Below are 23,241 nucleotides of genomic sequence, written 5' to 3'. Positions count from 1 at the left end.
CCGATGCGGTACATAGGGGGTTCTGAGTAGAGAAATGCTAGTTGAAAATGTGTAAACCTATTTCAGGACTAGACAAATAGGTCCGTCATCACTCTTATCGGATCAGGCTCCCTGCTCCGGGCGGGCGTCCGGGATCAGCGGATCGGCTTTGCGGCGGCGCAGCAGGCGTACCAGCGGGGGCAGGGTGATTACTACGATAGCCAGCACCAGCAGGGTCTGGCTGATGCCGCTGCTCCACAGGATGGCGGTGTCGCCATTGCTGATGGAGAGGGCGCGGCGCAGGTTCTGCTCCAGCATTTCACCCAGCACGAAGCCCAGAATGAGCGGTGACATGGGGAAGTGCATCTTGCGCAGCAGGTAGCCAAAGACCCCGAGGGCCACCATCTGCAGCAGATCGAAGGTGGTGCTGTGCACCGCATAGACCCCCACCGCCGAGACGCTGGCGATGGCGGGCACCAGAAACCAGAGCGGGATGGAGAGCATGCGGGTGAAAATGCCCACCATGGGGATGTTCATCACCAGCAGCATGACGTTGGCCAGCAAGAGGGCGGCGATCAGTCCCCACACCACATCGGGCTGTTCGGTGAACATGGTGGGGCCCGGGGTGATGTTATAGAGGGTCAGCGCCCCCATCATCACTGCTGTGGTACCCGACCCCGGCACTCCCAGTGTCAGCATGGGGATAAAGGAGCCGCAGGCTGAGGCGTTGTTGGCCGCCTCCGGCGCGGCCACGCCGCGAATGTCCCCCTCGCCGAATTTGGCATTGGGCCCCGCCAGTCGCTTCTCGGTCATGTAGGTGATGGCACTGGCGATGGTGGCACCGGCGCCGGGTAGAATGCCGACGAAGAAGCCGATGGTGGATGAGCGCAACATGGTGCCGGTGCAATGGACCAGCTCCTTGAAGTTGAACAGCATCCGCCCGGTGGTGCGCACCAGCTTGCCGCCACCGCTGGTGTGCTCCAGCATCAGCAGGATCTCGCTCACCGAGAAGAGGCCGATCACCACCACGATAAACTGCACCCCGTCAGAGAGGTGAACGCTGTCGAAGGTGAAGCGATAGACGCCGGTGTTGGCATCCACCCCGACGGTGGCGAACCCCAGCCCAATCAGCGCCGCCATAAAGGATTTGAGCGGGTTCTGGCTCATCATGCTGCCAAGGCAGGCGATGGCGAACACCATCAGGGCGAAATATTCCGCCGGGCCGAAGGCGAGGGACCAGCGCGCCAGCGCCGGGGCGAACAGAATGATCCCGCCGATGGCGAGCATGGAGCCAACAAAGGAGCTGACCGCCGAGATAGAGAGGGCCACTCCCGCCTTGCCCTGCTGGGCCATGGGGTAGCCATCCAGCGCGGTCATGATGGCGGCGGCATCCCCCGGCACGTTGAGCAGGATCGAGGAGATCCGCCCGCCATACTCGCAACCGATATAGACGGTGGCGAGCAGAATGAGCGCCGATTCGGGGGGCAGTTTCAGGGCAAAAGCCAGCGGCAACAGGATGGCGACCCCGTTGATGGGGCCAAGGCCTGGCAGCAGGCCGACCACGGTGCCGACAAAGCAGCCGATCAGGGCAATCACCAGATTCTCCGGGGTGAGTGCCACCGCAAAGCCCTGGGATAGGTACATCCAGGTATCCATATTGACTCCTTAAGAGAACCAGACGCCGAGGGGCAGGGTGACATCCAGCAGCCGGTCGAAGGCGAGATAGAGCACCAGACCGCCGACGACGCCGGAGAGCAGGGCGGCTTTGGTCGAGGCGCCAAACAGGCGCCCCAGTACAAAGGTGAGCAGGGTGGTGGCCAGCGGAAAGCCCAGCCACTCGAAGCTGGCACTGTACCCGGCCAGCGCCACCACCATAATGGCGAGGTGGCGCAGGGTACGTAGCGGCGGCCAGCTGACGGTGTCCGGCTGGCGGCGCAGCAGCAACAGGGCGCAGAGCGCCATCAGACCGATGATGCCGAGCGGGAAGGGGCGCGGCCCCAGCGGCTCATAGCTGTATTCGCTCTGGATCTGCCAGGCGATGGCGGCGCCTGCCAGACAGAGCAGCAGCCAGATGGCGGCAAAGATGCGATCGCTCATGGCTGCGGCTCCTATTTGGCCAGACCGAAGGCTTTGGCCTGTTCGCGATATTGCGCCACCTGCTCCTTGACGTAGCTGTCGAGGGCCTCGCCGGTGAGGTCAAACTCGAACAGGCCGCGCAGATCCCGCTGCGCCTTGAAGGTGTCGGTCTTCACCAACTGATCGAAGGTCTGCTTCCACCACTGGTATTCGCTGTCGCTCACCTTGGGGCCGACATAGAAGCCGCGGATCACCGGCCACACCAGGTCATAACCCTGCTCCTTGGCGGTGGGGATGGTGGCCAGCTTGCCGGGTAGCCGCTCGGCAGAGAACACCGCCAGCACCCGCAGTTTGTCGCCGCCGATATAGGGCACCATCTCGCTCAGATCGCCGGAGACCGCCTGCACATGGTTGCCAAGCAGCGCGGTGACCGGCTCGCCACCCCCCTCAAAGGCGACGTAGCGCATCTTGTGGGGGTCAACCCCGGCCTGTTTGGCCAGCAGCGCCGTCTTCATCCAGTCCTGACTGCCGATGGAGGCACCCGCGCCGATCACCACGCTGTTGGGATCGCGTTCCATGGCGCTCACCAGCTCCTTGAGGTTCTGATAGGGGGCATCGTGGCGCACCGCGATCATGCCGTAATCGGTGCCCACCGCCGCCAGCCAGCGCACATCATCCACCCCGTAACGGCCAAATTTGCCCTGGGAAAGGTTGAGCAAGGAGCCGCCGGAGAAGGCGACCACAGTCCCCGCTTCGGCAGGGCGCTGGGCCACGATGGCGTTGTAGGCCACGGCGCCGACCCCGCCCGGCATGTAGGTGACCCGCATCGGCTTGTCGATGGTGCCGGTCTCCTGCAGGCTCACCTGCAGCAACTTGCAGGTGAGATCGAAGCCACCGCCCGGTTTGGCTGGTGCGATGCATTCGGTACGGCTCGGGGTCGTGGCACTTTCGGCCGCCTGCAGTGGCAGGGCGCCGAGCAGGGTCAGCAGGGCGAGGGCATGACGTGTGCGTTGCTTCATGGTTGTGTGCTCCATCTTGTCGTTGTTTTTCCTGGGTGTGACTCCGTCGATAGACGAAGTGATGCGAAATTGTTAAAACAACAACCTTTCATTCACCTTTCAATCGCTGACCAAGAGCCGGGAGTGTGACCTTGATCTCACCTTCTCCTGTACTGGCAGTGACGAAGGGATGCAGTTGAAGCAGTGCGGCTGAATGCCGTGGTTAGGAACAAGGGGAGAGGGATGCGCTTGCTGTTGGCGGAAGATAATCACGAACTGGCCCACTGGCTGTCGCGGGCACTCACCAGTGCCGGTTTCGCGGTGGATTGGGTGGCTGACGGGGCTCAGGCTGACCACCTGCTGCGCCACGAACAGTACTCGCTGGCGGTGCTCGATATCGAGATGCCCAAGCTCGACGGGCTGGCGGTACTCGGCCGGTTGCGCAGTAGGGGGCAGGGGGTGCCGGTGCTGCTGCTCACCGCCCGCGGCGCGGTGGAGGAGCGGATCTGCGGCCTCAATGCCGGAGCCGATGACTATCTGGCCAAGCCGTTCGATCTGGGGGAGCTGGATGCCCGGCTGCGAGCCCTGCTGCGGCGCAGCGAAAGTGGCGGTACCGAGTTGCGGCTGGGTCGGCTGACCCTGCATCCCGATGGCTATTTTCTGCTGGCCGATGCCCGCCTTGCCCTGACTCCGCGCGAACTGGCGCTGCTGACCGCGCTGATGTACCGCCACGGGCGGCCCGTCGCCAAGGGGCAGCTGTTCGAGCAGGTGTTCAACCTCGATGACGAGGTAGGGCTCGACAGCATCGATCTCTATATCCACCGGCTGCGCAAAAAGCTGGTAGGCAGCGGGGTGGTGATCACCACTTTGCGCGGGCTGGGCTATCTGCTGGAAGCTGCGCCGGAGGCCTCTCATTAGTCGCTCCCTGCTCCATCAACTGCTGCTGTTTCTGGGGGGCCCCCTGCTGATCCTTTGGGCTGCCTCGGCCTGGTACAGCTACTACGGCGCGCTGGCGGCGGCCACCTCGGCCTATGATCGCACCCTGCTCGCCTCGGCCCGCACCGTTGCCGAGCGGCTGACGGCAGCCGAAGGCAGCCTCAGGGTGGATGTGCCCTACGTGGTGCTCGACAGCTTCGAGCGCAACATGCGCGATCGCCTCTTCTATCAGGTGCGCGGCATCGACGATAGGGTCATCTCCGGCTTTGACGACTTGCCCCCCATGCCGGACGGTACGCCACTGACCGACCGCTATCCGGCGCTCGCCTACTTCTATGACGGGCTCTATCAGGAGGCGCCGATCCGCGCCGTGATGCTGCTGCAACCGGTGGGTGAGGGGGGCGTCAACGGCATGGCCCGCATCACGGTGGCGGAAACCCTGCTCGGCCGCCAGCAACTGGCGGAGCAATTGCTCTGGTCGGCCCTGCTGACCCAAGGGGCACTGGTGGTGCTCACCCTGCTGCTCGCTTATCTGTTGCTCAAGCGGCTGCTCACCCCGATGCGCCGCCTGTCGCGGGAGATCCTGCGCCGCGATGCCGCCAATCTTGCCGCCTTACCCGACCTGCTCCCCTGGCAGGAGACCCGGCCGCTGGTGCAGGCGTTCAACCGCCAGCTGGCCCGATTGCGTCAGCTGGTGGCCCGGCAGGAGCGTTTCAGTGCCGATGCCGCCCACCAGCTGCGCACGCCGCTCACCATTTTGAAAACCCAGGTTGAGGTGGCGCGCGGTAGCGGCGATCCGGCCCTGATGAGCGAAAGTCTCGATGCCATGGCCGTGCGGCTCGATCACACCATCGCCCTGACCGAACGGTTACTGCTGCTGGCCAGACTCAAATCAGACGAGTGCTCCGGGCTGCGCCAGCGGGAGCCCATCGAGTTGACGGCGCTGGTACAGCAGGCCTGTCTGTCACGGTTGGCGCAGGCCCGCAGCAAGGGGATCGATCTCGGGTACGAGGGGGAGGAGTCCGCCATCATGGTGGCGGGGGAGCCGCTGCTGCTGGGGGAGCTCTGTGCCAACCTGCTCGACAACGCCATCAAATACACCCCACCCCACGGCACCGTGACGGCGCGGGTGGTGCGAAGCAACGGGCAGATCTGGCTGGAGGTGGAGGATAGCGGCCCCGGCATAGCCCCCGAGCTGGCGGAGCGAGTCTGGCAGCCGTTCCAGCGCCTCGAGCAGGGGAGTGAACAGCCGGGAGCGGGGCTGGGTCTGGCGCTGGTACGCGATATCGCCCACTACCACCACGGCGAAGTGGTGTTGCTGCCAGCCACCCAGCTGGGGGGCTTGCTGGTGAGGCTGATCTTGCCGCTGGCAACATCGTGAGGGCGATAAAAAAGAGAGGGCACCTCGCGGTGCCCTGTTTATCTACACATAGATGGCGTTGGGGGTCAGCTGCGGATCTTGTTGAAGACAAACAGGACGATAAGGGCGCCCACGGTCGCCAGCGCGATGCTCGGGATATTGAAACCGGTCACCGAGCCCAGCCCCAGCAGGGTACCCACATAGCCGCCGACCATGGCGCCGACAATCCCCAACAGGGCGGTCATGAAGAAGCCACCGCCATCGCGGCCCGGCATGATCCACTTCGCCAGAATACCCACCAACAATCCCAATACGATCCAGCTGATAAAGCCCATGGATTAATCCTCTCTGTGTGTTTGAGCCCGCATTATAGGCAGGGATGCCGGGATGCGAAGGGCCGGATGGTGCTGGCTGGTCACAAGCTGTCGGACGGCGGCCAGTGCTGGTCGGGCTGCACAGTCCGCTTATGAGCGGCTGAATGGCGGTATGTGCGCCGCCAAACAGGCGGGGGATGGCTCACGTAAAGGCCAAGATGAGAAAAGCCCCGCGAGCGGGGCCGGGTTTGTGACGGGGTTGCACCCTCACTTCTTGAGGTATTTTCTGATCGCCTTGCCTGAGGTGCCTACTGCTTTGACCGCCCGTTTCAGCTGGACCTCGGTGCACTCGAACATTTTGATCCACTGCTTCATCTCATAGGGATCGTTGACATTGATCTTCTTGGCATCGAACGGGTGAGCGACCGCATTGCTGTCAGGCATACAAACCTCAACTTGTTGAAATACTGGCGAGAAAGACGCTTCTGCCTGAGCGCCATCATCCTCTCAATTGGCAAGGGGCAAGGTGACGAGGTTCACACAACCCGGGGACTGAGGGAGGAGTGCAGGTTTACTTTGCTGATCTGTGAGCGATCACCACTTATCCCACCCTCTTCACATCATCAACAACGGGGCCAGAGGCCGGATAAACAACAAGCGCCCTGCCGGGCGCTTGTTGTGGTTATCGTGATGACCGGATTCAGGGTGTTGGGCAGGCGCTTGGCGAGCCGCTGTTGCGGGGCCAGAGGGTGGATCCGTCGCTTTCGGAGAGCGGCAGGAATGTGACACCTTCGCTCATGTTGGCTGGGGGCAGGTCATCCTCCAGCACATACATCCCCATCGGCAGGCTGCCATAACGCTGGTTGGCCTGCACCTGAGCGACCGCGAGGCTGGAGTAACGCAGGCCAAGCAGATCGAAGTGATTGCGCCAGTCCCATCCGGTGAGCCGACTGAGTGCAACCAGCATAAAGTCATTGCCCGGTATGTCGCGCACCCGTTTGCCGCCATAGACCGCATGCCCCGAGTAGGGGAACAGGCTAAAGCCGAGCCTATCCTTGCTGGCATTCCACTGCGCTTCACTGTCGGCTGCCGCGCCGAAGATCCGTGAATGCTGATAGAGCAGGGTGAAGATAGTGAAGCCATCGTTCAGTCGGGTGCCATCAGTCAGGAGCATACGGTGGGCGCGTAATGCCATCTGGATATAAAACGCCATGCGATAGCCGTTGTGGACGGCGTAGGCATTGCTCTTCCAGGGGGCTTCGTAGCGACTCTCGCCGGTATCGAGCACCTTGCAGTTGGCCCCGAGCACGACGCGGTTGCCACTCCTGTCCCGTACCTGCGCCGCATCAGACATGAACACATAGAAGAGATCCTTGTGATTCATGTGCCCATCCTTGATGGGCGCCGTGTTGCCATCCCTCAGATAATGGGCGCGCCACTTCACCACATAAGGGAAGATGTTGTTGGAGTTTTCCCCCGCCCGGCTGCCATAGCCACTCCAGTTGTCGGCATCGCCTGCCGCAGCGTACTGCACGTTCAACCGGTTGGTCTGCAGGTTGTGGCCCAGTTCGTGATTGTCGAGCCAGCCGGTCGGGCTGATGCTGCCGGAAGAGTCCCACGGGTTGCCACTGCAACCGCTGCCGCAATGGGCATTCTGGTCATAGTTGGCATGCTGGATGATGGTGCGGGTATGAATCGACTCATCGAGACAACCCTCCCCCAGCAGTGCCACGCAGGCGTTTTTAACATCCGCAGGCAGCGACTCATCGAGCCCCTTGCCCTGAATTTTCAGGCCCGCTAGGGTGTAGACGCCATTGATGTGATCCCGGGCGATGCTGTCGAGCAGGGCATTGGTGTCGGGGATGACGCCACCCACCGCCTTGGTGAAGCGATCCCGGCGCAGATGCTGTTCGGCGCCATCGGCCCGCAGATCGATATGGGGCAGCTCGGTCTGTTCCAGCCGCTCGTTGAACTCGCGTATCTGCTGCTCATCACTGAAATCCATGATGGCCGGATGACGGGTGACGCCCGTGGCGCTCACCTGGACGGCCAGCGATGCTGCCCCCCCTTCCAGATAGAGGTAGATAGGGCCGCCATAAGGAGAAGTGAAGGTGACACTGCCCCCCTTGGCCAAGATCAGTCGTCCGGTGGTCAGCTCCAGCGGGGCTCGATAGATCTTCTGCTCATAGGCGCGATTGGTGTTGGGCCTGTGGTAGTTGAGTCGGACGGTAGCGGACACATCGGCGTTATCGGTGCGTCTCAGGGTGATGGTTTGTCCCGGCAGGGCATACCAACCGGTGGTAGTCCACTGCCCGCTGTAGGGAACCGAAATGCGCCGACTGTCGGTGAGCGTCGCGGGATAGGCGTAGTGAGCTGCTTGTCCCTTCACCACCTTGTTGCGATCGGTGACGTACTCCCCCAGATCGGGCTGGGCCGGGGTACGGGTGCGGGCATAGCTCACCAGCCAGTCGGCAAACATCGCCTGCTGCCAGGATTGATGTTCACCCCAGGCAATGGGGTAGTCGATGGCGGCACGGTATTTGTCGGCCAGCAGCAGGGTGGCGGGCAACAGTATCACGCCGTCACGGGCAAAGGGACTGCTCCCGGTCTTGTCGAGGGTGATGGCCGCGTTTCTCAGCCAGTCGGCCCCCAGCTTGAACTGCTGGTTGAAGCTCTCCGAGCCACCGCAATTGATAAAGTTGCCGCCGCAGCTATCGAGCCACTGGGTCGTGAAGTTGCGATCCAGAAGGTTGCCAAGCAGGGTATCGACCGCCATCAGCTGGGCGTCGGGTGCCATGATGGTGTTCACTGCAAGATCGCTGGCTCTGAGTTTTGACCAGTAGTTGCCCCAGGTAACCAGCCCCATATCGAGATAGAGGGGGCTTAGCTGCGGGCTGGCATCGCGCCGATAGTTGGAGAGCAGCAGCGGGATCCCGGCCGCTTTGGCCTTGGCGATCCCCTGTGCGATCCCCTGATACCCCAGCCCCTGGCGGTCGATATCGCTGATCACGATAAGCTCCGGCGCCATGGTGTCTATGCAGTCACTCAACGCCTGATAATCGCAGGCATTGGCCGGGTTGATGCTGTGCTTGTCGGGATAGATCGCCTTGAGCCAGTCACGCACGCCTTCGTTATGGGGAAAATACCAGCTATCGGTGCGGCTTGGCATCTGGGCGGTGAGGATGCGCAGGCCATCGCTATCCTTGCCCCGGGTCAGCCAGCCAATCAGCCCCTTGAGCAGCGCCTCGCTCTGCGCTGTGCGGTCAACGGAAAACAGGTTCGCCCCCATGGCGGCCTGACGGTAATCGGCTTGCTCGGAGACCATCACCAGCCCCCGGATCTCGCTCTCCCCCTTGCCATTAATGTTGGATGGGAGCAGGGTCACCGTGCTCTCCGGCTGGAAGCTGGAAAAGGTGATGGAGTCGTGGCTCGGGTTCCAGCTGATCTGTGCCATTCCCTGATAGAGGCTACGAACCAGCTCGGTGCGGTGCGCTTCACTGTCGGCAATCGTCGCACGGGCATGGGCGATCAGGGATTGCTCGCTGGCAAGGGTATGATCTTCCCGGGCAATCGCATTGGCGGCATCGCTGATAAAGCGGGCCGAGATCTGACAATCGGCGCGCATGGGGGCTGTGGTGTAGGTATTACCCGTCAGGGTGCCCTCACATCCTGCGATCTGTGTCAGTACGAAGCCACTCTCGGGCTGCACGGTGAAACGGCCCTGTTCACCGGCGTTCAGACGCAGGGCGTCGGGGCTGAGTGCGCCCCCCTGAGAAGCTTGGGTGGTGGCGTTGAAATAGACGGCGGCACTCTCCTGCGTGAAGCTGGCCGAGATCTGGCAATCGCTGCTCATGGGGCCAGTGGTATAGGTGAGGCCGTCCAGGGTGCCATCACATCCGCTTATCTCGGTCAGGAGGTAATCGCTGTCAGCCTGTACCGAGAAGCGCCCCTGTTCACCCGCCGCCAACCGCAGGCTGGTGGGGTTCAACTGTCCGCCCGCGCTGCTCTGGCTGGATGCCTCGAAATAGTTGGGGGTGACAGGGGGGCGGATAGGGGTCTCTTCCTGTTCGCCATCACCGCCGCCACAGCCTGTGATCAACAGCGCCAGTAAGGGGGTGAGAACCGTCTTTTTCATTGTTTGATACGTTCCTTGTGTTACGACGGGTGGGAGGAGTCGGTAGTCTAATGAGCGGTTTCGTTTATTTCAACGCTGATTGAATGGTTAATTATCTTTATTTTCAGCACCTTGCATGCTTTTTGGTCGATTGCTGCCCTTGCTGGCGCAGCAGAACCGGTACAGATGGGCCGAACAGCCCATAGGCATACCCGAACTCGCCGTTCTACGTCGGTTCACCGGGTTTACAGGGGGGGCGCCGGGCCGCAGGTTTTACCTGCAACCCGCGCAGGGGGGATGTCAGACGGATGGCTGAGCGGCGGGGTCGATCGTTGCCAGCGCCCGCATCTCCAGCCGCTGCTCGCCGGGGCGACAGACCAGCACCGAGCCTTGCTCGAACCAGTCCCCCAGCACGATGCGCCGCGCGGGCTGGCCATCGAGGATGAAGTCGTGGATGGCGGGTCTGTGGGTGTGGCCGTGGATCATCATCCGGCAGTCGTGGGCGCGCAGGGTGTCGTCCACCGCTGCGGGCGTCACATCCATGATGATCTGGCTCTTGTGGGCATTTTCCATCTGGCTTTGGCCACGCATCTTGCAGGCGATGGCCTGACGGCGGGCGAGCGGCAGCCGTAAAAAGAGCCAGCGCAGCCACTTGAGCTGGGTGATGCGGCGAAACTTCTGATACCCCTCATCCAGGGTGCAGAGCAGATCGCCGTGGCTTAGCACCACCCGCTCCCCATAGAGGTCGATAACGCAAGGGTCACCCAGCAGAGTCATCCCTGCGCGCTTGGCAAACTGTTGCCCCAGCAGAAAGTCACGGTTGCCGTGGATAAAGTAGATGGGCACGTTCTGCTGGCTCAGGGCCAAGAAGGCGTCGGCCATCTGTTGATGAAGCGGATTGGGGTCATCGTCGCCAATCCAGAATTCGAAGAGATCCCCCAGCACATAGAGGGCATCGGCGCCGGGGGCGTCGTGCTCGAGAAAGCGCACCAGTGCCGCGGTCATATCGGGCCGCTGGGCAGAGAGGTGAATGTCACTGATAAAAAGGGTGCTCATGATGTGGGGGTCGGGCTCTCGGTCGAAACAGGGCAAACGGGGGTGGCAGAGATAGTAGAAACAACTGGGGACGAATAGTGCGCTGCGGGCGCCATCTCGCCAGTTGAGGTATGGATATCGTCACGGGATGGCGGCTGCCATGACAGCTCGGCCAGATTGCATCCCTCCAGCGTCAGCAGCGCTTCATAAGGATCGCCCGCCAACCCCAGCAACCGGCACATGGCCGCTTCCCCTTTTAGTCCCTCTTCAAGGCGCAGACGCAGCACTTCGCGGTAAAAAGCATCGCCAAAGCGTTGTAGCAAAGCCGCCATCAGGGTGAGGTGGCGCCAGCCATTCTGCGTCTCGATGGGGGCGGCGGTGACATACAGCTCCAGCGGCCAGCTGGCGATGCAGTTATCGCAACCACTATCGGTACTGTGCTGGTCGAGGCAGGAAAAGGTGCGCTCCAGCAGCCAGACATTGTCGCCCTTGGGGCTCGCCTGCCAGCCTTGAGCTTCGAGCGTTGCGGCAAACGCCGCCGGATCAGGATGCTGGCAGAGAATATCGAGATCACTGCCGGGCCGATCCAGCCCGATGGCCAGCGTGCTCACCAGCGCCAGATCGGCGCACTGCGCAGCCAGCTCATCCCACAAACCGGCGGTGAGCAGGGCATGGGCCGAGCGCTGGCGTTCGTTGCCGTGGGCCAGATAGTCGAGGCGGCGCCAGTTTGGGCTGGCAGTGGGGGAGGCAGATGGAAAAACTGCGGCCGGGGCCGCAGTTTTGTCAGTGCCGAGTCGGCAGAGATCAGTCAGCAAGGGTCACCTTGGTGATCACTACGTCTTCTACCGGCACGTCCTGGTGGATGCGGCCGTAGTTACCGGTCTTGACGCCCTTGATCTTGTTGACCACGTCCATACCGGCAGTCACTTCACCGAATACGCAGTAGCCGAAGCCCTGGGTGGTGGCGGATTTGAAGTCGAGGAAGTCGTTGTTGTTCACGTTGATGAAGAACTGGGCGCTGGCAGAGTGCGGCTCCATGGTGCGGGCCATGGCGATGGTGCCGATCTTGTTGGAGAGACCATTGGCCGCTTCGTTCTTGATGGGAGCGCGGGTGTCTTTCTCTTCAAAGCCCGGGGCATAGCCGCCGCCCTGGATCATGAAGCCGTCGATGACGCGGTGGAAAATGGTGTTGTCGTAGTGACCGTCACGGCAGTATTGCAGGAAGTTGGCCACGGTTTCCGGGGCTTTTTCAGCGTTCAGGGTGAGGGTAATGTCGCCGTGATTGGTGTGCAGAGTGACCATGATATGTCCTTTCATTTGATGCGGACGACGAAGTGCCCGCAGGTGTATGGCATAAAGTGGTGGCAATTCTAGCCCATCAGGGGCTGGCGGCATAGTCTCTCAGGCGCCGTAACCGTGCTGGCAGGCGGGATTGGCCACGTTTTCTGCCTCGTTTTCTGCCCCTGAACGGGGTATTATGACCAACCATTTTACTCACAGGCAGTGGTTAGAAGATGCTGAAGATATACAACACACTCACTCGTCAAAAAGAAGAATTCAAACCTATCCACCCGGGCAAGGTGGGCATGTATGTGTGTGGTGTCACCATCTACGATCACTGTCATATCGGCCACGGCCGCACCTTCGTCGCCTTTGATGTGGTCGCTCGCTACCTGCGTTACGCCGGTTATGACCTCACCTACGTGCGCAACATCACCGACGTGGATGACAAGATCATCAAGCGCGCCGCTGAAACCCGCGTCACCTGCGACGAGCTGACCGAGCGTCTGATTGGCGACATGCACGCCGACTTCGACGCCCTCGGCATGGTGCGCCCGGATATCGAGCCGCGCGCCACCCAGCACATCGAAGAGATCATCGAGCTGGTGCAATCCCTGCTGGAAAAAGAGCACGCCTATGTGGCGGGCAACGGCGATGTGATGTTTATCGTCGAATCCTACGCCGACTACGGCAAGCTCTCCGGGCAGGATCTGGAGCAGCTGCAAGCCGGTGCCCGCGTTGACGTGGTCGATGCCAAGCGCAACCCGCTCGACTTCGTGCTGTGGAAGATGTCCAAACCGGGCGAACCGACCTGGGAAAGCCCCTGGGGCCCGGGCCGTCCTGGCTGGCACATCGAGTGCTCCGCCATGAACTCCAAGCACCTTGGCAACCACTTCGACATCCACGGCGGCGGCTCCGATCTGCAGTTCCCGCACCACGAGAACGAGATCGCCCAGTCCTGCTGCGCCCACGGTGGCGACTACGTCAACACCTGGATGCACAGCGGCATGGTGATGGTGGATAAAGAGAAGATGTCCAAATCCCTTGGCAACTTCTTCACCATCCGCGACGTGCTGGCCCACTACGACGCCGAAACCGTCCGTTACTTCCTGATGTCTGGCCACTACCGCAGCCAGCTCAACTACTCGGAAGATAACCTCAAGCAAGCCCGCGCCGCGCTGGAGCGGATGTACACCGCCCTGCGCGATCTGCCGGTAGCCGCGGCTGCCGGTGGCGACGAGCAGGTGGCTCGCTTCAAGGAGGCCATGGACGATGACTTCAACACCCCGGAAGCCTACTCCGCCCTGTTCGATCTGGTGCGCGAGATCAACCGCCAGAAGGGTGAAGACATGGCCGTTGCCGCCGCGCTGGGCGCCCGTCTGCGCGAGCTGGGCGCCGTGCTCGGCATCCTGCAGCAAGACCCCGAGGCTTTCTTGAAGGGTGATGAAGCGGACGAAGAAGTTGCCGAGATCGAGCGCCTGATCGCCGAGCGCAATCAGGCCCGCGCCGACAAGAACTGGGCTGCTGCCGATGCCGCCCGCAACCGTCTCACCGAGATGGGCATAGTGCTGGAAGATAGCGCTGGCAAGACCAGCTGGCGCCGGGCCTAAGGCCGGTTGGCCTTGTTGGCGTCTGGTGCCAACAGGTTGAGCCAATAAAAAAAACCGCAGCCCTTGGGCTGCGGTTTTTTTGTGGGCGTGAAGTAATGACACCAGTTCAGTATAAATTTATTATTGTTGATTCTCTATTTGAGAAAGTTTTTTATGTTGTGCCTCAAGGGCTTTGTCCACAACAGAGTATAAATTAACCATCATTGCCAGCGAGGATAAGTCACTCTCTGCGAGAACCTTGGAACACATGAATTTTGCATAATTTTCTTTCTTATTATCATCAACTTCGAACGGTTCGACTATACCTGCTGCATCTACGCTCCAAGATTTAAACCAGTTAGGATTCTCTTGGTTGCACTCTTTAATCCATTCATCTGGAAATATTCCCTCCATGGGGTAACCCATCCTAACTGACACGAAGTCTATGTTCGGTTGAAACTCTCCACGCCCACTGAAAAATCTTTGTAATTCCTTGCGTGCACGAACCCCAGCATCATCTCCATCAAATACTGTTACCGCAGCAACTTCTTTTCTAACATGATCATAAACGGCGCGTAAGAAGCCAACCAAACCACTTACCCCATCTTTTTCAATAAGAACGGCGTTAGAAAGATAGGGTAAGTTTATACCTGATAATGAGATAATGTGGTTTAAGGTTTCACGTATTACATATGCATCCCATTTACCCTCTAGCAATACATTGTTATCACCTAAGCTATAGTAATCACTGAATCTAAGGCCAAGAGATTTTTTGAGTGCATTGCAAGCCTCGTCGTACTTCACATGCCGTTTTATGCTTGTTGCTGAATCTTTTAATATGAAGCTATGTATGCCTGCTGGCTCGCGTGGTAAAAATTGCATTGAGTGCGTACTTATTACAGCCATGCTGTGATTTGCGAGCATTGCAAGCATGTATTTGCAATTTTTTTGCTAATTCTGGATGCATATAACTCTCAGGTTCTTCTATTAGCCAGAATGGTATTTTACCTTCATCTCTTATTCTCTCATCCACCCAGTTGAGACTAGCGTAAAATATTGCTGCCTGAAGACCTCTCCCTTTCTGTGTATAATTTGTCTTAACTGTATCTGTAACAGAAATGCTGAATTCACCTACGATATTTCTTAGATCGTCGCCAGGAACTTCAAGCTGCACAGTTGATTCAGATATGCCTGATTTTTTCAATGTTTGACTTATCGAGCTTCCAATATTCCTTAGTTCATCTTTTAGGTTTTCTATTGCTAAAGATAGTATGCTTGATGCTTTTTCACTAACTCTTGGAGCTAGCAGTTGACTGTACAAGTCAACGATGCTCTTTTCACTTGGTATATATATCACATTATGCTTATCGACTAACTCTGTGACTAGAGATCTTAGAACTCTAGAATAGTCATTCTTTCGATCATTTGGTCTTTTTATATTAGCAAAGAAGCTATAGACTGGAGTGTTCGTTGCTGTGAAATACAAGTAAAGTGTTACTATATTGCCATCTCGCTGTGTTCCATGCAGTTCATGTAAGCGATCAAATTTCTCCCAAAACCAGATTTCCTCTGGTTGGATCTCGAAAGTTCCAATAACAGATGTCTGCTTTGTTGGTCGATCTACCGGAAGGTCTCTTTCCCTGTCATATGAAAATTTGTTATCGTATCCGCTAAATAAAAGTGCAATTGCACGTAATGTATTTGTTTTTCCTGAATTATTTGGTCCAATTAAAGTGGTGGATGTGTCAAAAATAATATGTTGCTCATCCTTTATGCTTCGATAGTTAGATATGCGCACATCAAGTAATTTCATTAATTTCTTCTCTGTTTTTATTTTTAGTGGATTGGGTGACGTAGAGCCAAGAAAATTTCAGCTTCCTTTTATTCCAAGAGGAAGCTTTGGGCCGTAGGTTAGATTAGCGAAGCGTAATCTGACGTTCGGGGGGTTAAGGTGTTATCACAGTTTGATAGCTCACTATTGAGCATGCATTATAAGACGACTTACTGAAAGAACGGGGGCGTTAGCTGTCCTCGTGCCGTCGGACAAACGGGTGAGTCGAGGGAACTTGACGCAGGAGGGCGAACACGTGGCAGCGAAACACCATCAGCGATTTTCAACTGTCCAATACTCACCATTGTTATATGGTTCACCTTCTTTATCACATCGAGTAACTTTGTTTTTTCCATTGCCCATATCGAGCTCAAGCCAAGGTAATGTAAAGTTTTTAAACATAAAATAGGCTGGTTCTTCTATGTTTATCTTTTGTGGCTTTTTAGGACTGCAAATTATGAAGTGAGGCCTTACATTTGGCCATGTGTTTTCGTTACCAAAAATAGCCTTAAATCGTTTGTTTTTACTATCTAGCTGACCATTGCTAAAGTAGCTATCGCCTTTAGCTTCAATCATCACTATATGGGTTTTATTTTCGGGATCAATGAAGGCAAGGAGAAAGTCTACATCCTCTTGAGTGCCTGATATTTGCAAATCAACCTTTTTATTATTATCGATGAAGTTTCGTGGAAATATTTTTTCACCATGATCTTGGGTGAGAAACAAGCTGGCATAGATCCAGTCAAGGTGATAATCCATGGCCGCAAAGTATTCTCTGGGAATTTTGACTTCTATTAGCTTTGATATTTCATCAAGCTGTTTGTCATCCATGCGAAATTCTGGGTTTCCCAGCATTTGACCAATTAGGTAAAACCGCTCTTTTCGGTTAAAGGATTTCAAATTATCAATTAGGCTGTTGCTCATATCAATCTCGAAAATGTATCTTGTCTGATAGGAAATAATGCAATGGAAATCGGTGTATATCGTAGGGTGTAATGAACGAAGTGAATTACACTTCTATCTCAGATTGGCATGAATCCTGTGTCTGATATTTTCCTCGGGGCTACGGGTCGGGTGTTGCCCCCTGTTGTTCGCCGAGGTGAGGGCACAAGGTCAGGAGCGCCGTCATGGACGACGGCGCAGACGCAGGCGGTACAGGGATGTACCGTCTGCGTCGTTCCGCCAGACCTTTTGCCTGAACTGAGGGAACCCGATGCAGGAGGGCGAACAAGTGGGGGTGGCCTTTCTTTTGGTGACTTTTCTTTGGCCACGCAAAGAAAAGTCACTCGCCAAGCCGCGTAGCGGCGGCGAAATCCCATCGAGGACGGAGTCCTCGCGTTCTGCATGGCGAAGCCATGCCAAATACCTTGTTGCAGGGCAGAGACGTTACCTACCCCCTCACCCTAACCCTCTCCCACAAGGGGAGAGGGGACGGTTACCGAGATGGCGGACTGTTTTATGCACCTTTATTAAACTATTGAATTAATTCCTGAATGTATGCTTTATATACTTGTGCGGAATTATCAAAATCATCCATGTTGCTCTCATGCATATTAATAGTGCCGGAGTCACTACCGTAAGTTTTGTATCGTTTTACTGTGACAGTTAATTCGGATTCTATGTCTGGTTGTGTAAGGGTTATGGCTACACCATGATTTTCGATGTTTTTATATGACATGTAAACATCGATATAAAATTCACCTGATATCATTAACCCACCAGTTTTTACGCCATTCTTAAGCTGATTATTACTTAGATTGAATTCTTTGCATAAATCTTGGTATAGTTTGTCGAGTTTACTTTCTGCAAAAGATTCCTTGGCACCGAAAATTCTTTTTGCTGACTTTGGAAATCGAAGGCGAGTATTTTTCTCTATAGAGAAAATAAGAAGTGCTTTATCCTCTTCACTTATCTTGTTATTTGATATTGCGTTGTTGAATAAATTAATTAGTTCTTTCTCAGAGAAGACATTGTTTTCAATTTTTGTTATTAAGTTTGATATTTGCATGTTGTTATAAACCATAGTATTAAAAATATGAGAGTAATAGCTTTAAATGCACTCTACATTTTTATCTTTCATAAGTCCTCCCGGCTAGGGCATAACCTTCTCCTTCTGCATGACGAAGCCATGCCAATTAGACGGCGATATTTCGTCAAGCAATGACGTTACCGACCCCTCACCCTAGCCCTCTCCCGCAAGGGGAGAGGGGACGGTTACCGCGGACGATTACGCTTCGCTAATCGACCCTACGCTAAAGTGGCTACCGCCCCTGACTGTCGCTACCAGATTGCGCCGTTGACCATTGATCTCGGAAAAGGGGTCAACAGACGCCCGTCGCCATATTACGGAGCCAGAGTGGTCTTATCTATGGTTTTGATGAGCTAACTATCAGAAAAGAGTGATTTTTTGCGCTGGCACAAACTTTTATTAATTAGTGATTAGTTGATGATTGTCGGGGCTTGGCAGTGGCAGGGCTGTGGGGTGACGCCGCGAGAGGAGTGCAAACGGTAAAAAAAGAGTGAAGCGCAAACGGTAAAGAAGGAGAGCGAAAACGGTAAAAAGCGAAGGGGCCCGCGGTGGGCCCCTTGTTGTTGGCGCTCGACGCCGCTATTTGGTGGCGGGGGTAGGGAAGTATTTGCTGTGCAGCAGCGGGTATTCGCTGCTCGCCAGCACCTGGGTCAAGCCGGTCTGGAACTCCTTGACCAGCTCGTCGCTCACCGGATGGCTGAAGGCGAAGCAGAACTGCTCCGAGCTCAGCACCCACTGCTCCTTGAAGCGGGCGGGATCGAGTTTTTGTTCGACGATCAGCTGCTCCATGGTGGTCTTGTTGGTGGAGACCAGATCGACCCGGCCGGAGGTGAGCATCTTGAGCGCCTGTGCCAGCCGGTTGGCGGCCATCAGTTTGGTTTCGTCAAAGCCGTTGTTGAGCAGCAGTTGCTCCCCCACATCGGCTCGCACCGCCCCGATATTGAATGCCTTGGCATCGTCGAGCTTGGTGATGGTGATATTGCGATCGGCCAGCCCCACCAGCACGATCTCGGCATATCCGATGGGGCAGGCCCACTTGAACAGGGGATCCCGCGCCTGGGTGCGGGCGGTGGAGAAGAGCACCGCATTGGGTTTTTGGGTCAGCAGGTAGTAACCGCGCGCCCACGGCATGATGGTGATGGGCTGCGCCGGGGTATTGGTCTTTTTCCACACCAGTTGCAGCAGCTCGACTGCGAGGCCGGTGGGGGCACCGCTGGCATCGGCGTAGTTGTAGGGTTTGTACTCTTCGGTGATGTAGTGCAGTTTGCCGAGCTCAGGACTCGCCTGTGCGAGGGTGGCCAGCAGCGCCCCGGCCAATCCAATCCATGGTTTCATTTTTGCCATCCTGATCAAGGGAATATCTGCTCAAGTGTGACCAAGCTGGCCGATTTCGCCAAGGCGACGGAGCATGTTTGGCAAAAAAGCGCGAGGGGCGGCCGCCATCCCGCGCCCTATGTCGGCGGCGATCAGGGCGTTAGCGCAGCGGCAGGTACTTGGCTTGCAGGGCCGAGAAATCCGCCGAAGCGACGACCTGGGTCAGCGCCTGCTGAAAGAGGGCGACCTCGCTGTCGGGCACCTGACGGCTGAAGGCATAGCAGAGCGGTCTGGCATCCAGCACGAAGGCGACATGAAAGTCATCCGGCTTGAAGCCAAGCTGCTGCAGGGTTTGATAGCCCGCCAGCTTGTTGGTCGCAAAGAGATCGGCGCGACCTGAAGTGAGCATTTTGGCCGCTTGGGTGAGGCGGTTGGCCAGCATCAGCTGGCGTTCATTGATACCGCGTTCGAGCAGCAGCTGTTTGGAGACGGTGGAGCGCACCACGCCGACCTTGTAGCGGCTGATCTCGGCCTCCGAGCCTAGGGTAATGTTGTCCGCCTTGCGCCCCAGCAGCACAAACTCCGAGTGATCGATGGGGCAGGCCCACTTGAAGAGCGCTTCCCGCTGCGGGGTACGGGCGGTTGCAAACAGCACCACATTGGGTTTTTGTTGCAGCAGGTTGTAGCCTCGGGCCCAGGGCAGAATGCGGATTGGCTGGGGCGACACGCCGCGCGCTTTCCAGATAAGCTGCATCAGCTCTACCGACAATCCGGTTGGCATCCCTTGCTGGTCGCTGAAATTAAACGGGGGAGAGATTTCGCTCAGATACTCGAGCTTGCCCGGATCGGCCTGCGCGAAGGTGGCCCACAAGAGCAGTAGCAGATGAGGTAGGTGCCATGTCCGCACGGGAAAGATCCTTCACAATCAACTATGTAGCCCAGTTTGACTGCTTGCGGCGGGAATAGCTAGCCACCTCTATTGCATCTTTCATCAATAAAATGGGCAGCGAACTGCTGCCCAGCGGGTGAGTGAGTGCTCAGCGTACCGGCAGGTATTTGGCCTGCAATTTGCGAAACTCCTCCGAGGCGAGGGCGCGGGTCAGGCCCTGCTGAAAGAGGGTGATCTCGCTGTCGGGCACCTGACGGCTGAATGCGTAGCAGAGTTGCTCGGCGCTCAGCACCATGGCCACATTGAAGTCGTCGCTGCTCAGCTTCAGTTCGCGGATGGCGTCATATCCCGCCAGCTTGCTGGTGGCGAGCAGGTCTGCGCGGCCGGAGAGCAACATCTTCAACCCCTGCGACAGGCGATTGGCGGGGATGATGTTGTTGTCATCCATGCCGTTGTTGAGCAGCAGCTGTTCGGCGGCATCCGAGCGCACCGCGCTGATCTTGTACTGGCTCATCTGTTCGAAGGCGGTCAGGGTGATGTTCTGCGCTTTGCGGCCCAGCAGTATGTACTCCGAGTAGCCGATGGGGCAGACCCACTTGAAGAGATCCTCCCGCGCCTGGGTGCGGGCGGTAGAGAAGAGCACCACGTTGGGCTTCTGGGTTAGCAAGTAATAACCTCGCGCCCAGGGCAGGATGCGCACCGGCTGGGGTGTCACGCCGCTGTGTTGCCAGATCATCTGCAACAGATCGACCGCAAGGCCGGTGGGCTGGCCTTGCGGATCGCTGTAGTTGTAGGGGGGGTACTCTTCGGTGAGGTACTCGAGCTTGCCCAGATCAGCCCGGGCCGTCGAGGCCCAGCAGAGCAGCAACAGATGACAGATCAGCCATATCCTCATTGGGAACATCCTTAGCGATCAACCTTCCCTTGAGTGTGACCATGAACAGAGTAAATAGCCACTCACTGCCGTTACCAGCGGGCGCGGATCTGCCCTATGGGTTGGTAGGCCTCGTCCCGCAGTCCCACCAGCAGGGTCTTGCCATCGGCTTGCAACCGGAACTCGCCGTAGCGGGCCGTTTCGTACTGCTCCCCCGTGCCCTCTTCAAAGAAGTAGGCATCGGGGCCGATCTGCCACTGCCGCTCGTTCTGGTGCACCTGCAATAGCCGCTCATCGCTGGCGAGCCGATCCGGTTTGCCATCGGCCACCAGACTGGCCACCTGATGGGCATCGAGGCGGATCACCAGGGTATCGCTGCCCTTGTCTTGATTAGCACGGGTGTCGCGGCTGGTCAGCTCGCGGGTAATTTCATAGTTGAGCCGCATGTAATCCCCCTGCATCAGGGAACGGGGATCGACCGGAGCGAGCCGCAGCAGCACCACTTCGCCGCTGCTCATGGCGTGCTCATAGCGCCAGACGGTGGCATTGATGCCCGCCAGGATGGCGAGGCCGCTCAGCAACAGGGCGAGTTGTCGGGTGACAGGTTTCATGAGTCGCTCCTTGCCGCGAAGGTGGTGAGCAGCTGGCGGGCCCCCAGCAGCAGGATGCCGGAGCCCAGCAGCAGCCAGGATTTGGTCATCAGGGTGAGCCCCAGATCGTAGTAATAGAGCGAGCCATAACCGAGCAGCAGCAGGGCCGAGAGGGTCATCAGCCCCAGACTGCCGGCATAGAAGCCGAGGAGCAGCACCAGTGCGCCTGCCCCCATGCCGGGGATGATGGCGCTGATCAGCACCAGCGGCAGGCCAAACAGCAGGGGGAGCTTGAGTTTCACCATCACCGCCAGCAGCAGGGCGGCGCAGATCAGCGGATTGAGCCAGAGCGGCAGGCGGGACAGCCCCAGCTCGTCCAGCACGCTGCTGCCGCCATCCCAGAGCGGATGGTGCAGGCGGCCCAGCACCAGCAGGGAGAGGGCCAGCCCCAGCGTGATGGAGTGGTAGAGTTGGTGACGGGCGGGATCCCTATCTGCCCGCAGCCAGCAGAAGGTGATGGCCGCCATCACCAGCGGCAGCGCCAGCAGTTGCAGCCCGAGGCAAGCGAGGCCAAGGGTGAGCAGCAGGGCCGCCGCCACGCTGTGAAACAGCCGCACCAGCCAGTGATCGAACAGCACGGCGATGGCAAGGGAGAGCAGGCACAGACCGAACCAGAGCAGGGCGTGATGGAGATCCAGCTGATCGAGCAGGCCATAGAGCAGCCAGGCATCGGCCGCCAGGGTGAGGGCCAGCACGAACTGATCCCAGAGATCGCCGCTTTGGCTGCGATTGAGGGCGTAGGCCCCCGCCAGCAGCACGGCCCCCAGCAGCAGGGCGCTGTTGGCCTCGCGGGTCAGTTGCTCGAAGGTGAGAAACAGGAAAAAGAGCAGGAACAGGGCGGCAATCCAGCCCACCAGCCCGAGCAGAAAGCGGCTCGACCAGTGGGGTTGGGTATCACGGGGCTGATCCCCTTCCACCAGATTGGCCTGTTGCAGTGCTTGCCAAAGGGTCAGATCACTCATAAGACCTCCGTTGTTGTTGCAGCCAGCGGGCGGCTGTGACCGAAAGGCCGATGGCAATCAGGCTCAGCAGCAAGAAGCCGTTGATGTCGGGCTCCATCCACTTGCCCAGCGCCGCGAGGATGACGGCAATCAGGCTGAGGCACCCCATGGCGAGTCCGGCGATAAATCTGTGATGCCAGAGAGCATAGGCCGCAGCGAGCCAGCCAAGCCAGAGCGGCCACACCAGCGGGGAGGCGGCATCAAACAGCGCCAGCAGGGTGAGCAGGGTAGCCCCCAGACCTGCGGCCAGACCCGCCAGCCAGCTTGGCATCAGGCGCCAGCTGGCAGGTGCCAGCAGAAGCAGACCCCAGAGGGCGGCGTTGAGCAGGGTCAGGCACCAGCCCAATCCCTCTTCATCGAAGGTAAAGAAGAACGTGAACAGGCCGAGCCGCCAGTAGAGCACCAGCGCCAGCTGGCCGAGCAGCCAGCTCAAGGTCCAGAGCAGCGGGCTTTGGCCAAATGCCGCCAGTGGCACCAGCATCAGCGCCCAGGTGGCGAACAGCTGCCAGGGATCGGCACCGGTCTGGTAGGTCTGACCCACCAGCGCCAGCAGGGCGCCGATATTGAGGGCGATGGCGAGCAGCAGCGCCTGACGGGGGGGATCCCCCAGCGGTTTGCGCCACAGCAGAAGCAGCATGGCGAGCAGCGGCACCTCCAGCAGGGCGAGGCGGGAGACCCGGCCCAGCTCTTGCCAGTTGAAGGCGACGAAGAAAATAAGGCCAGCCCCGATGCAGAGGGCACCGAGCCAGAGCAACAGCCGGTCAAACAGCCACTGCCAGCGCGCCGGATGGGGGGGAAGATCGGCGAGGGTCAGGGCGTCCACCAGCTTCTCTGGCGCCAGCCGTCCCTGTTTGACCCATTCGAGAAGCGTCTCTCTTGATACGTTGTGCATGGGGGACTCCGCGAGGTTTGCCCCATTATGGCATGAGGCACCCGCAACCGTGCACTGTCCCTTGGCTCTGCGGATGGTG

The 23,241-nt window shown here is 58.2% G+C and carries 22 protein-coding genes; 3 read left to right on the top strand and 19 right to left on the bottom strand.

From position 1 onward, the window contains the following. Window positions 1–102: 102 nt before the first annotated feature. From G5253_RS15600 to G5253_RS15590, 3 genes are read right to left on the bottom strand one after another with little or no spacing between them, the layout of a single operon-like run. Window positions 103–1,635, bottom strand: coding sequence for a tripartite tricarboxylate transporter permease (locus G5253_RS15600; protein WP_266135566.1), 1,533 nt, complete (start codon window positions 1,633–1,635; stop codon window positions 103–105). A gap of 9 nt (window positions 1,636–1,644) precedes the next feature. After that, entirely contained in the window at window positions 1,645–2,076 is a 432-nt protein-coding gene (locus G5253_RS15595) for a tripartite tricarboxylate transporter TctB family protein (protein WP_266135567.1), read from the bottom strand. Between the two features lie 11 nt (window positions 2,077–2,087). After that, the gene (locus G5253_RS15590) at window positions 2,088–3,074 is read right to left on the bottom strand and encodes a Bug family tripartite tricarboxylate transporter substrate binding protein (protein WP_005350924.1); all 987 of its coding nucleotides are present in this window, start codon (window positions 3,072–3,074) and stop codon (window positions 2,088–2,090) included. Between the two features lie 222 nt (window positions 3,075–3,296). Here G5253_RS15590 and tctD point away from each other — a divergent pair, with 222 nt between their 5' ends. Then, window positions 3,297–3,971, top strand: a complete 675-nt coding sequence (gene tctD, locus G5253_RS15585) for a transcriptional regulator TctD (RefSeq protein ID WP_158110669.1) — start codon at window positions 3,297–3,299, stop codon at window positions 3,969–3,971. Beyond that, entirely contained in the window at window positions 3,967–5,370 is a 1,404-nt protein-coding gene (locus G5253_RS15580; protein WP_335828690.1) for a sensor histidine kinase, read from the top strand. The genes tctD and G5253_RS15580 overlap by 5 nt, the downstream gene beginning before the upstream one ends. A 65-nt stretch (window positions 5,371–5,435) precedes the next feature. Here the strand turns inward: G5253_RS15580 and G5253_RS15575 are convergent, their stop codons facing one another. The 6 genes from G5253_RS15575 to G5253_RS15550 form a co-directional block, all read right to left on the bottom strand. Beyond that, window positions 5,436–5,684, bottom strand: a complete 249-nt coding sequence (locus tag G5253_RS15575; protein ID WP_005350930.1) for a GlsB/YeaQ/YmgE family stress response membrane protein — start codon at window positions 5,682–5,684, stop codon at window positions 5,436–5,438. Window positions 5,685–5,930: 246 nt separating this feature from the next. Continuing rightward, complete coding sequence (locus tag G5253_RS15570) at window positions 5,931–6,107, bottom strand: DUF3606 domain-containing protein (RefSeq protein WP_005337420.1); 177 nt, start codon at window positions 6,105–6,107, stop codon at window positions 5,931–5,933. Window positions 6,108–6,363: 256 nt separating this feature from the next. After that, the gene (locus G5253_RS15565; RefSeq protein WP_266135568.1) at window positions 6,364–9,798 is read right to left on the bottom strand and encodes an ImpA family metalloprotease; all 3,435 of its coding nucleotides are present in this window, start codon (window positions 9,796–9,798) and stop codon (window positions 6,364–6,366) included. Window positions 9,799–10,077: 279 nt separating this feature from the next. Then, on the bottom strand, window positions 10,078–10,833 hold the full coding sequence (gene lpxH, locus G5253_RS15560) for a UDP-2,3-diacylglucosamine diphosphatase (protein WP_266135569.1): 756 nt from the start codon (window positions 10,831–10,833) through the stop codon (window positions 10,078–10,080). Then, window positions 10,830–11,627, bottom strand: a complete 798-nt coding sequence (locus G5253_RS15555) for a DUF4269 domain-containing protein (protein WP_266135570.1) — start codon at window positions 11,625–11,627, stop codon at window positions 10,830–10,832. The genes lpxH and G5253_RS15555 overlap by 4 nt, the downstream gene beginning before the upstream one ends. Further along, complete coding sequence (locus G5253_RS15550) at window positions 11,617–12,114, bottom strand: peptidylprolyl isomerase (RefSeq protein ID WP_005337417.1); 498 nt, start codon at window positions 12,112–12,114, stop codon at window positions 11,617–11,619. The genes G5253_RS15555 and G5253_RS15550 overlap by 11 nt, the downstream gene beginning before the upstream one ends. 212 nt (window positions 12,115–12,326) lie before the next feature. Between G5253_RS15550 and cysS the strand changes: the two genes are divergently transcribed. Further along, window positions 12,327–13,703 (top strand): cysteine--tRNA ligase, encoded by a 1,377-nt coding sequence (gene cysS, locus G5253_RS15545; protein WP_266135571.1) that lies wholly within the window; start codon window positions 12,327–12,329, stop codon window positions 13,701–13,703. A 120-nt stretch (window positions 13,704–13,823) separates the two neighbouring features. On the opposite strand, the gene G5253_RS15540 is transcribed toward cysS, so the two are convergent. From G5253_RS15540 to G5253_RS15495, 10 genes are all read right to left on the bottom strand, one after another. Continuing rightward, complete coding sequence (locus tag G5253_RS15540) at window positions 13,824–14,486, bottom strand: hypothetical protein (RefSeq protein WP_266135572.1); 663 nt, start codon at window positions 14,484–14,486, stop codon at window positions 13,824–13,826. A gap of 40 nt (window positions 14,487–14,526) precedes the next feature. Then, window positions 14,527–15,495 (bottom strand): ATP-dependent nuclease, encoded by a 969-nt coding sequence (locus tag G5253_RS15535; RefSeq protein WP_266135573.1) that lies wholly within the window; start codon window positions 15,493–15,495, stop codon window positions 14,527–14,529. Between the two features lie 291 nt (window positions 15,496–15,786). After that, entirely contained in the window at window positions 15,787–16,437 is a 651-nt protein-coding gene (locus G5253_RS15530) for a hypothetical protein (RefSeq protein WP_266135574.1), read from the bottom strand. A 550-nt stretch (window positions 16,438–16,987) separates the two neighbouring features. Continuing rightward, entirely contained in the window at window positions 16,988–17,521 is a 534-nt protein-coding gene (locus G5253_RS15525) for a hypothetical protein (RefSeq protein ID WP_266135575.1), read from the bottom strand. 600 nt (window positions 17,522–18,121) lie between these two features. Then, window positions 18,122–18,877, bottom strand: a complete 756-nt coding sequence (locus tag G5253_RS15520; protein WP_150389311.1) for a substrate-binding periplasmic protein — start codon at window positions 18,875–18,877, stop codon at window positions 18,122–18,124. Between the two features lie 139 nt (window positions 18,878–19,016). After that, window positions 19,017–19,763, bottom strand: a complete 747-nt coding sequence (locus G5253_RS15515; RefSeq protein ID WP_266135576.1) for a substrate-binding periplasmic protein — start codon at window positions 19,761–19,763, stop codon at window positions 19,017–19,019. 130 nt (window positions 19,764–19,893) lie between these two features. Beyond that, window positions 19,894–20,640, bottom strand: a complete 747-nt coding sequence (locus tag G5253_RS15510; protein ID WP_042083708.1) for a substrate-binding periplasmic protein — start codon at window positions 20,638–20,640, stop codon at window positions 19,894–19,896. Window positions 20,641–20,711: 71 nt separating this feature from the next. Next, window positions 20,712–21,230, bottom strand: a complete 519-nt coding sequence (locus tag G5253_RS15505; protein ID WP_266135577.1) for a GDYXXLXY domain-containing protein — start codon at window positions 21,228–21,230, stop codon at window positions 20,712–20,714. Beyond that, window positions 21,227–22,231 carry a DUF4401 domain-containing protein gene (locus G5253_RS15500; RefSeq protein ID WP_266135578.1) on the bottom strand — a complete coding sequence of 335 codons (1,005 nt, stop codon included), beginning with the start codon at window positions 22,229–22,231 and terminating at the stop codon, window positions 21,227–21,229. Before G5253_RS15500 ends, G5253_RS15505 begins: the two co-directional genes overlap by 4 nt. Further along, window positions 22,224–23,162: a DUF2157 domain-containing protein gene (locus G5253_RS15495; RefSeq protein ID WP_266135579.1), complete on the bottom strand. Its 939-nt coding sequence runs from the start codon at window positions 23,160–23,162 to the stop codon at window positions 22,224–22,226. The genes G5253_RS15500 and G5253_RS15495 overlap by 8 nt, the downstream gene beginning before the upstream one ends. Window positions 23,163–23,241: the final 79 nt, after the last annotated feature.

The organism is Aeromonas sp. 602658 (genome assembly GCF_049173005.1).
GTDB classification, from domain to species: Bacteria; Pseudomonadota; Gammaproteobacteria; order Enterobacterales; family Aeromonadaceae; genus Aeromonas; species Aeromonas veronii_A.
This window is presented reverse-complemented; position numbering and strand designations above follow the sequence as displayed.

Excerpts from the sequence above, each read along its gene's own strand:
- G5253_RS15500 (WP_266135578.1), bottom strand. The coding sequence starts at position 22,231 with ATGAGTGATCTGACCCTTTGGCAAGCACTGCAACAGGCCAATCTGGTG.
- G5253_RS15595 (WP_266135567.1), bottom strand. The coding sequence starts at position 2,076 with ATGAGCGATCGCATCTTTGCCGCCATCTGGCTGCTGCTCTGTCTGGCA.
- tctD (WP_158110669.1), top strand. The coding sequence starts at position 3,297 with ATGCGCTTGCTGTTGGCGGAAGATAATCACGAACTGGCCCACTGGCTG.
- G5253_RS15575 (WP_005350930.1), bottom strand. The coding sequence starts at position 5,684 with ATGGGCTTTATCAGCTGGATCGTATTGGGATTGTTGGTGGGTATTCTG.
- G5253_RS15525 (WP_266135575.1), bottom strand. The coding sequence starts at position 17,521 with ATGCAAATATCAAACTTAATAACAAAAATTGAAAACAATGTCTTCTCT.
- G5253_RS15520 (WP_150389311.1), bottom strand. The coding sequence starts at position 18,877 with ATGAAACCATGGATTGGATTGGCCGGGGCGCTGCTGGCCACCCTCGCA.
- G5253_RS15505 (WP_266135577.1), bottom strand. The coding sequence starts at position 21,230 with ATGAAACCTGTCACCCGACAACTCGCCCTGTTGCTGAGCGGCCTCGCC.
- G5253_RS15570 (WP_005337420.1), bottom strand. The coding sequence starts at position 6,107 with ATGCCTGACAGCAATGCGGTCGCTCACCCGTTCGATGCCAAGAAGATC.
- cysS (WP_266135571.1), top strand. The coding sequence starts at position 12,327 with ATGCTGAAGATATACAACACACTCACTCGTCAAAAAGAAGAATTCAAA.
- lpxH (WP_266135569.1), bottom strand. The coding sequence starts at position 10,833 with ATGAGCACCCTTTTTATCAGTGACATTCACCTCTCTGCCCAGCGGCCC.
- G5253_RS15530 (WP_266135574.1), bottom strand. The coding sequence starts at position 16,437 with ATGAGCAACAGCCTAATTGATAATTTGAAATCCTTTAACCGAAAAGAG.
- G5253_RS15565 (WP_266135568.1), bottom strand. The coding sequence starts at position 9,798 with ATGAAAAAGACGGTTCTCACCCCCTTACTGGCGCTGTTGATCACAGGC.
- G5253_RS15590 (WP_005350924.1), bottom strand. The coding sequence starts at position 3,074 with ATGAAGCAACGCACACGTCATGCCCTCGCCCTGCTGACCCTGCTCGGC.
- G5253_RS15550 (WP_005337417.1), bottom strand. The coding sequence starts at position 12,114 with ATGGTCACTCTGCACACCAATCACGGCGACATTACCCTCACCCTGAAC.
- G5253_RS15535 (WP_266135573.1), bottom strand. The coding sequence starts at position 15,495 with ATGAAATTACTTGATGTGCGCATATCTAACTATCGAAGCATAAAGGAT.
- G5253_RS15495 (WP_266135579.1), bottom strand. The coding sequence starts at position 23,162 with ATGCACAACGTATCAAGAGAGACGCTTCTCGAATGGGTCAAACAGGGA.
- G5253_RS15510 (WP_042083708.1), bottom strand. The coding sequence starts at position 20,640 with ATGAGGATATGGCTGATCTGTCATCTGTTGCTGCTCTGCTGGGCCTCG.
- G5253_RS15600 (WP_266135566.1), bottom strand. The coding sequence starts at position 1,635 with ATGGATACCTGGATGTACCTATCCCAGGGCTTTGCGGTGGCACTCACC.